8 protein-coding genes are annotated in these 8,288 nt (G+C 71.8%); 2 read left to right on the top strand and 6 right to left on the bottom strand.

Features of this window, described 5'->3' with window-relative positions; all coding sequences use genetic code 11:
• Window positions 1-88: 88 nt before the first annotated feature.
• The 5 genes from AB0F15_RS36810 to AB0F15_RS36790 form a co-directional block, all read right to left on the bottom strand.
• Window positions 89-1,069, bottom strand: coding sequence for an ABC transporter substrate-binding protein (locus tag AB0F15_RS36810; protein ID WP_360280974.1), 981 nt, complete (start codon window positions 1,067-1,069; stop codon window positions 89-91).
• Window positions 1,070-1,200: 131 nt separating this feature from the next.
• Complete coding sequence (locus tag AB0F15_RS36805) at window positions 1,201-2,244, bottom strand: LacI family DNA-binding transcriptional regulator (protein WP_360280972.1); 1,044 nt, start codon at window positions 2,242-2,244, stop codon at window positions 1,201-1,203.
• A gap of 358 nt (window positions 2,245-2,602) precedes the next feature.
• The gene (locus AB0F15_RS36800; protein ID WP_360280970.1) at window positions 2,603-3,562 is read right to left on the bottom strand and encodes an endonuclease/exonuclease/phosphatase family protein; all 960 of its coding nucleotides are present in this window, start codon (window positions 3,560-3,562) and stop codon (window positions 2,603-2,605) included.
• Window positions 3,559-4,482, bottom strand: coding sequence for a serine hydrolase (locus AB0F15_RS36795; RefSeq protein ID WP_360280968.1), 924 nt, complete (start codon window positions 4,480-4,482; stop codon window positions 3,559-3,561). The genes AB0F15_RS36800 and AB0F15_RS36795 overlap by 4 nt, the downstream gene beginning before the upstream one ends.
• A 201-nt stretch (window positions 4,483-4,683) precedes the next feature.
• Window positions 4,684-4,938, bottom strand: coding sequence for a hypothetical protein (locus tag AB0F15_RS36790; protein ID WP_360280966.1), 255 nt, complete (start codon window positions 4,936-4,938; stop codon window positions 4,684-4,686).
• A 223-nt stretch (window positions 4,939-5,161) separates the two neighbouring features.
• Here AB0F15_RS36790 and AB0F15_RS36785 point away from each other — a divergent pair, with 223 nt between their 5' ends.
• Window positions 5,162-6,628 (top strand): cellulose binding domain-containing protein, encoded by a 1,467-nt coding sequence (locus AB0F15_RS36785; protein ID WP_360280964.1) that lies wholly within the window; start codon window positions 5,162-5,164, stop codon window positions 6,626-6,628.
• 6 nt (window positions 6,629-6,634) lie between these two features.
• Here the strand turns inward: AB0F15_RS36785 and AB0F15_RS36780 are convergent, their stop codons facing one another.
• Window positions 6,635-7,429: an SDR family oxidoreductase gene (locus AB0F15_RS36780; RefSeq protein ID WP_360280962.1), complete on the bottom strand. Its 795-nt coding sequence runs from the start codon at window positions 7,427-7,429 to the stop codon at window positions 6,635-6,637.
• A gap of 230 nt (window positions 7,430-7,659) precedes the next feature.
• Here AB0F15_RS36780 and AB0F15_RS36775 point away from each other — a divergent pair, with 230 nt between their 5' ends.
• Window positions 7,660-8,277 (top strand): LysE family transporter, encoded by a 618-nt coding sequence (locus AB0F15_RS36775; RefSeq protein ID WP_360280960.1) that lies wholly within the window; start codon window positions 7,660-7,662, stop codon window positions 8,275-8,277.
• Window positions 8,278-8,288: the final 11 nt, after the last annotated feature.

Here is an 8,288-nt window from a genome sequence, read left to right as displayed (position 1 = left end):
AAGCGGTCCGGCACGGCGTCCGCGCCGGTGACGATCACGGCCGAGCACGTCGGCACCCGCATTACCACTCACGACCCGCAAGCGGTTGTCAGTACTGACGCTGCGGCAGCGCGGCCTTCGCCGACGCCTGGTCGAACTCGGTCTCCTGGGTCTCGATGCGCGCGGGCACCGACTCACCGGCGGAAACCTTCTTCACCAGGTCCATCAGCTGCGGGCCGAGCAGCGGGTTGCATTCGACGACGTGGTTGATCTTGCCGTCGGCCAGTGCGGTCAGCGCGTCCTTCACGCCGTCCACCGAGACGATCTTGATGTCCTTGCCCGGGACCTTGCCCGCGGCTTCGATGGCCTCGATGGCGCCGAGGGCCATGTCGTCGTTGTGGGCGTAGAGCACGTCGATCTTGGGCTGGGACTTCAGGAAGGCCTCCATGACCTCCTTGCCCTTGGCGCGGGTGAACTCACCGGTCTGCGAAGCCACGATCTTGTACTTCGGGTCCGCCGCGATGACGTCCGCGAAGCCCTTCTTGCGGTCGTTGGCCGGCGCCGAGCCCGTGGTGCCCTGCAGCTCGACGATGTTCACCTGGCCGGTGGCGCTGCCGTACTCCTTGGTCAGCCACTCGCCGGCCTTCTTGCCCTCGGCGACGAAGTCCGAGCCGAGGAAGGTCTTGTAGAGCGACTTGTCCGGCGAGTCGATCGCCCGGTCGGTGAGGATGACCGGGATGTTGGCCGTCTTGGCCTCCTTGAGCACGGTGTCCCAGCCGGACTCGACCACCGGCGAGAACGCGATGACCTTGACCTTCTGCTGGATGTACGACCGGATCGCGGAGATCTGGTTCTCCTGCTTCTGCTGCGCGTCGGAGAACTTCAGCTCGATCCCGGCGGTCTTCGCCGAATCCTGGATCGACTTGGTGTTCGCCGTCCGCCAGCCGCTCTCGGCGCCCACCTGGGCGAAGCCGAGCGTGAGCGCCCCGCCGGACGAGCCGGACGAACCACTACTTCCGCAGGCGGTGAGCAGCACGAGTCCGGCCGCCGCGGCCGCCGCGGCGGCCCATCGCTTCTTCAGCACGTTCACTCCTCGATCGACGATGATCTGTGGGAAAACCTTTGTGGGGAACATCGGGTGAGCTGTGTCTGATCAAAAAGGCTATTGCTTGTTAACGCTGACAATCCGTCGGGCCACCCGGCCCGCACCCGCCCGCCGCGCTACCGCGGTCCGGTGCTGTCGCGCACGATCAACTCGGGGACGACCAGGGCGCGCGCGTGCCGGTCGCCTCCGTCCATCCGTCCGGCCAGCAGGCCGAACGTACGCCGTCCGACTTCGATGAAGTCCTGGCGCACCGTCGTCAGCGGCGGCGTGAAGTACGCCGCCTCGGGGACGTCGTCGAAGCCCGCCACGCGCACGTCCCGCGGCACCGAGATGCCCGCTTCGGCGAACGCGCGCAGCAGACCCAGTGCCATCTGGTCGTTGCCGGCGAAGACGGCGTCCAGATCCCGTTCCTTGGCGAGGGATCGCCCCGCCTCGTAGCCGGAGCGTGAGCTCCAGTCGCCGCGGATCACCTGCGGGACCCCGACGCCGTGGCGTTCCAGGGTTTCCCGCCAGCCGAGCTCGCGATCGCGGGCCTCCAGCCAGTCTTCCGGCCCGGCGATGTGCCACACCGTGCGGTGGCCCAGCGCCAGGAGGTGTTCGGTGGCCCGGCGGGCGCCGTCGCGCTGGTCGACGGAGATGACCGGCACCGGTGCCGTCTCCCCGCCGCCGACGGCGACGACCGGGAAGTCCGCGGGTGCGGCTTCCAGGGCCCGTCCCGCGCTGACGTGCGGGGCGATGACGATGACGCCCTCGACCGCCTGGCGGCGCAGGTTCTCCACCGCGTCGGCGATCGAGGACCGGCCCGGCCGGCTGACGCTGGAGATCGTGATTGCGTACCCGGCTTCCCGGGCGGCGTTCTCGATGCCGTACAGCGTGCTGGCCGGACCGTACAGATTGGACTCGAGCGCAACGACGCCGAGTGTGCCGGTCCGCCCGGTGACCAGCGCGCGGGCCGCGGAGTTGGGGCGGTAACCGAGCTCCTCGATCGCCGCGAGCACCCGGGCCCGGGTCTCGGGGCGCACCGGACCGGTCCCGTTGATCACCCGGGACACGGTCATGTGGGACACGCCCGCCACCCCCGCGACGTCGGTCAGGCTCGGCTGGCGCGTCCCGGTCGCGGTCACCTTGACGGGGCCGCCGGAGCGGGGTCGTTCGGCCATCGGCGTCCCCTTCCGTCCGCTCCGACATGGTCTGCGTCACCTTTCCGGTGGCGACGCGGAGTTAGTGTTAGCGATAACACCCGCGGGGTCAACCCCGGCTCGCGTAACGGTCTAATCACGTGCCCTTCACATGCCCCTAACGACGAATTCGACGGCGCGACCTGCGCGGAGCGTCGTTTGAAATTCACCGCCCGTCAGCGCGGCCCGGTGTTCAAGCGCATGTTCGCCCCTTCCCTGCGGCCTACCACGACGGCCGGCACGCGTACGCGGAGGGACGAAACGGCGGACACCCACTCCCCGCCGCCGGGTCGTCCGGCCAGGTCCGCGGGCGTCCGTCCGGGTAGGCGAGTCCGCCGGTTCAGAACGCCACGGTGGCGGCCACCGGCAGGTGATCGCTGCCGGTCGCGGACAGCGTCCAGGCCGCCAGCGGACGCACCCCGGCGACGAAGATCTGGTCGATCCGGGCCAGGGGCAGCGCGGCGGGCCAGCTGAAGCCGAAACCGTCGCCGGCGTCGTCCTGCGCGTCGCGCAGCCGCGCGGTGATCGGCGCGAGCGCGCGGTCGCCGGCGGTGCCGTTGAAGTCGCCGACCAGCACGGTCCGCGGCGCGGATTCCGCGGCCAGGGCGTCGGCGAGCAGGCCAACGGCCTCGTCGCGGCCGTCCGCGGTGAACCCGGCGTCGAGGCGGACCCGCACCGAAGGCAGGTGCGCCACGAAGACCGCCACCGGCCCCTTCGGAGTGTCCACCGTGGTCCGCAGCGCGCGGGTCCACGGCATGATCGCCACCGGCTGGGTGTCGCGGAGCGGGAAGGTGCTCCAAACCCCGACGGTCCCCTGGACGGCGTGGTACGGGTAGCCGGCGACCAGGGCGTTCTCGTACTTCGGCACCTCGGACTTCTTCAGTTCTTCGAGCGCGATCACCTGGGCGCCCGCGGCGGCCAGCGCGCGGGCGGTGGCGGCCGGATCCGCGTTTTCGTCGTTCACGTTGTGCGACACGATCGTGAGGTCCCCGCCGCGCTCGCGCTTGTCGAAGAGCCTGCCGCCGAAGAACCCGCCCCAGACGAGCGCCGGCAGCAGGACGGCGACGAGGGCGAGCGCCGAGCGCCGGACCAGCGCCGCGACGAGCAGCGGCACGACGAGCAGGCCGGTCCAGGGCAGGAACGTCTCCAGCAGGCTGCCGGCGTTGACCGCCCAGTTGGGCACCAGCGGGTGCGCGAGCAGCACCAGGGCCGTCAGCACGGCGAAGGCTGCGGTGACGCGGCCGCGTCGCCACGTCCCGGCGCGGCGGTCCGGGGCCGCCGGCTCGATGGTCGCGGTCATCCGGCGGCCGCCGGCAGTTCCCGCTGGATCGCGGCGATGAGCTTCTCGCTGTTCTCCAGCGCGGCCCGCAGCCCGGCCGCCGGGGTTCCGCCCGGGCTCTGGTGGAGGACCACGCCGAGGATGAGGGCGCCGCCCCGGGTCCGCGCCGCCCACATCAGGGCGCCGCCGGCGGCGGTCGACGAGCCGGTCTTCAGCCCGATCACGCCGTCGCGGCCGAGCAGGGTGTTCGTGTTGACGACCGCGCCCGGCACGCCGTCGACCCGCAGGGCGGGGGTGGCGGCGATCGCGCGGATCACGGGGTTCTTCATCGCTTCGCGGGCCAGCCGGAGCTGGTCGGCGGCGGTGCTCGTGGTCGAGTCCTCGACGCCGCTGGCGCCGGTGTAGGTGGTGCCGGCCATGCCGAGCGCGGCGGCCTCGCGGTTCATCTTCGCGACGAAGGCGTCCTGGCTTCCCGCGTCCCAGCGGGCGAGCAGGCGGGCGACGTTGTTGCCGGACGGGACGAGCATCAGCGCCAGCAGGTCCCGTTCACCGAGCCGGCGCCCGGCGCGGACCGGCACGCTCGATTCCTCCGCCGACGTCGACTCGGCCTCGGCCTGCTCGTCGACGGTGATCTCCGGGCCGGCCTCGTCCGGGCCGAGCGGGTGGTCCTTCAGCACCACGTAGGCGGTCATCACCTTCGTCACGCTGGCGATCGGCACCGGCCGCTGCTCGCCGTGGCCGCCGAGCGAGCCGAGGTTCTGGACCTCGGCACTCGCCTGGCCCTCGGCGGGCCACGGCAACGGCAGGTCGACGACCGGCCGGGCGGCGAGCGCCCGGCCGGCGATCTCGGGCGGGAAAACGACCCAGCAGGCGGCGGCGAGCGCCACCGCCACCGCGGCGGCGACCCCCGCGACGACGGGCGGGATGCGGGTACGGGCCATCGGTCTCCTCCGGGTGCGGGGTGCGCTCGGGGAAGCGCACCCCGGTCACTTTGTCCGGAGAAGATCGCCGGTCCGTCGGGGTTGTTCGACAGGTCTGAACCAGAAATGTCCCGATTCCGTCACAGCGGCGCGCCGAAGGGGGCTCTCGCTCGCCACGGGCGAGGACAGCCCCCTTCAGGCCCACGCCGGTGCTCCGACGGGTCAGGGCGCCGAGCGCTGGATGCAGTCGAGGCTCAGGTCGAGCGGCGAGACGAGGTACTGGCAGATGTGCGACGCGTGCGACGCGTCGGTCTGCGTGCAGGCGACCGGCACGCCGAGCAGGTCGACCGAGCAGTAGGCGTAGAACTGGGTGGAGCTGCCGGGGACCATGTCCGCCGACGCCGGAGCCGCCGCGGCGACCACCGCGGAAACCGTGAGCGCAGCGGCCGTCGCCCAGGAAGCGATTCGGGTCTTCATCGTGCTCTCCTTCCGCAATCCCCTGTGTGCCAAGGGGTTCACGGAGAGGGTGCCCCGTCGAACGCCTCTTCAGCTCCGCGTCACCGGAAAGTGTCACGCCGCCCGCGCGTTCACATTCATGATCGTTGTTCATGCTGTTGACCGGCCCCGGGGTGGTGCCCTATAAAGAGAAGTCCGGGTGTCCGCCGCAACACCTCCGCCGCTTCCCTTACGGAGGTCATCGGTGTCCCTGCGAAAGTCGTCCCGCCGCGCCGTTTTCCTCGGTGCGGCCGGCATTTCCGCCGTCGTCGCGCTCACGGCCGCGGTCGGTGGCCCGGCGCGGGCCGCCGGGGTGAACCTCTCCGCCGCCTTCGCGCAGACCTCGGTCTGGACCAGTGGCTACGGCGGCGGCTACACGATCACCAACCGCGGTGACGCGGCCGCCACCGGCTGGACCGTCGAGTTCGACCTGCCCGCCGGCTCGGCGGTGAGCAGCTCGTGGAGCTCCGTGCGGACGCAGACCGGGCAGCACTACCGGTTCACCAACGCGGGCTTCAACGGCACGGTCCCGCCCGGCGGCACCGCGGGCTTCGGCTTCAACGTCGCGGGCAGCGGCCTCCCCGCCGGGTGCACCGTCAACGGCGTCCCCTGCGACGGCGGCGGGCCGGGGACGACGCCGCCGCCGACCACCTCGACGACACCCCCGGGCACGACCACCACCACTCCCCCGCCCGCGGGCGGCACCCTCGACGTCTCGACGGCCGCCCAGCTGCAGGCCGCGCTGGCGAACGCGGCGCCGGGACAGGCGATCCGGCTCGCGGCCGGTACCTACCGCGGCTCGTTCGTCACGACGAAGGCCGGCACGGCGGCCAGGCCCATCACGCTGGCCGGCCCGGCGAACGCGGTCCTGATCAACGACGGCCCGTCGGGCGACGCCCCCGACTGCCCGGTGCCGACGGCGGGCTGGGACTCCGGCTACGGCCTGTGGCTCTCCGGTGCGCCGTACTGGACCTTGCGGGGGTTCACCGTGCAGGAGTCCAAAAAGGGCATCGTCGTGGACGACTCGCCGCACACCACGATCGACGGCGTCACGGTCCACCACGTCGACGAAGAGGCAGTGCACTTCCGCCGCTCCTCGGCCGACAGCGTGCTGAAGAACTCCACGATCACCTACACCGGTCTGGTGCAGCCCGGTTACGGCGAAGGCGTCTACCTCGGCTCGGCGAACTCGAACTGGGGCTGCCACGGCAACTCCGGCGGCGTCGACCGCGGCGACCGGATCCAGGTGCTGGACAACCACATCGGCCCGTTCGTCGCGGCCGAGCCGATCGACGTCAAGGAAGGCACGTTCAGCGGTGTCATCCGCGGCAACACCTTCGACGGCCGCGGGATCACCGGCCAGAACTCGGCGGACTCCTGGATCGACGTCAAGGGCATCGGCTACACGATCGAAGGCAACACCGGGACGTTCGCCCCGCCCGGCACGTTCGCCAACGGCTACGAAAACCACAACACGAGCACGAGCCCGTCGTTCGACAACGGCTGCGGCAACGTGTGGCGGAACAACAAATCCGACCTCGGCGGGGCCGGCGACTACGCGATCAAGATCAGTTCCGTGTCGAAGTGCGCGGCGAACCCGAACGTGGTGTACGCGTCGAACACGGTCACGAACGCCCGCTCGGGGTTGACGAACATCCCGGTCACGCCGTGACCACGGTCACGGCACGATCGCGTCGACGTACCCGCCGTCCACCCGCACCGCCGCGCCCGTGGTCGCCGAAGCGAACGGGGAACTCAAGTACACCACCAGGTGCGCGATCTCCTCGGGCTCGATCAGCCGCTGCAGCAACGACTGCGGGCGGTGCTCCTTCATGAACGCCCGCTGGGCCTCGTCCCAGGGCAGGTCCTTGTCCACGAGCTCGTAGACGAAGTCCTCGACGCCGCCGGTGTGCGTCGGCCCGGCGATCACCGCGTTCACCGTGACCCCGGTGCCGGCCGCGTGCTTGGCGAAACCGCGGGACACACCGAGCAGCGCCGTCTTCGACACTCCATAGTGGATCATCTCGGCCGGGATGACGATCGCGGAATCGCTCGCGATGTACTGGATCCGGCCCCAGCTGCGGTCGGTCATCCCGGGCAGGTAGGCGCGGGTGAGGCGCACCGCGGCCAGGACGTTGACCTCGAAGTAGTGCCGCCACTCGGCGTCGGTGATGTCCAGCGGCTCCCGGGCGCCGAAGATGCCGAGGTTGTTGACCAGGATGTCGGCGTCCGGTACCTCCTCGACCACCTGGGCCGCACCGGCCTCCTCGGACACGTCGCCGGGGGCCGGCAGGAAGTCCGCGTCCGGCACGTCCTCACGCAGCCGCGCGATGGCCTTGTGGACGCCGGTTTCGCTCCGGCCGTTGATCGCGACCCGCGCACCCGCCGCCGCGAGGCCCGCCGCGATCGCCGCGCCGATGCCCTGGGTGGATCCGGTGACCAGTGCCGTCTTGCCGCTCAGATCGACCCGCATCGTGAAAGCCCTCTCTCGCTCGAGTGCTCCCCCGGCCGATTGAAGCACAGCTCGCGCACGTCCACCCGCTGGACGATCCGGCCGGAAAATCCGGTTGCCCTCCCCCGGCCGCCGGCCCACGATCGGCGCATGACCACGCACCGCACCCCGCTCCTGCCGACCGCCGCCGCGACTCCCGCGCCGGTCCGGCAGCAGCCGTGCCGTCCGCGGAGGTCGATCCTCCCCGCGCCGTGACCGGCGCGCTGCTCGCCGGCCTGCTCGCCGGCTACGGCATCGCGATCCCGGTCGGCGCCGTGGGCACGTACCTGGTGGCGCTCACCGCCCGCACGACCCTTCGGACCGGCCTCGCCGCGGCGTTGGGCGTCGCGACCGCGGACGGGGTGTACGCGCTGGTCGCCGTGCTCGGCGGCGCCGCGATCGCCGGGTTCGTCGCCCCGTTCGCCGGGCCGCTGCGGCTCCTTTCGGCGGCGGTCCTGATCGTGCTCGCGGCCCATGGCGCTGTCCGCGCGGTGCGCTCGCACCGCGCGCCGGCCACCCGCCCGGTGACGCCGCTCGCGCCCGGGCGCGCCTACGTCAGCCTGCTGGCCATCACGCTCGTCAACCCGGCCACGGTCGTCTACTTCACCGCACTGGTGGTCGGTGACCGCGCGGGCACCGCCGCCCCGGTGCCCGGCCAGGCGGTGTTCGTGCTCGCCGCGTTCGCCGCCTCGGCGAGCTGGCAAACCGCCCTCGCCGGGGGCGGGGCCCTGCTCGGACGGGTGCTCACCGGGTCGCGGGGGCGGCTGGTGACGGCGCTCGTGTCGAGCGCCGTGATCACCGCACTCGCCGTCCGGCTTGTCCTCTCCTGAGGCAGAAACCC

Origin of the sequence: Amycolatopsis sp. NPDC026612 (assembly GCF_040638285.1) — a bacterium.
Lineage (GTDB): Bacteria > Actinomycetota > Actinomycetes > Mycobacteriales > Pseudonocardiaceae > Amycolatopsis.
Note: the sequence above shows the minus strand (reverse complement) of the source record. Positions and strands in the feature narration are given on the sequence as shown.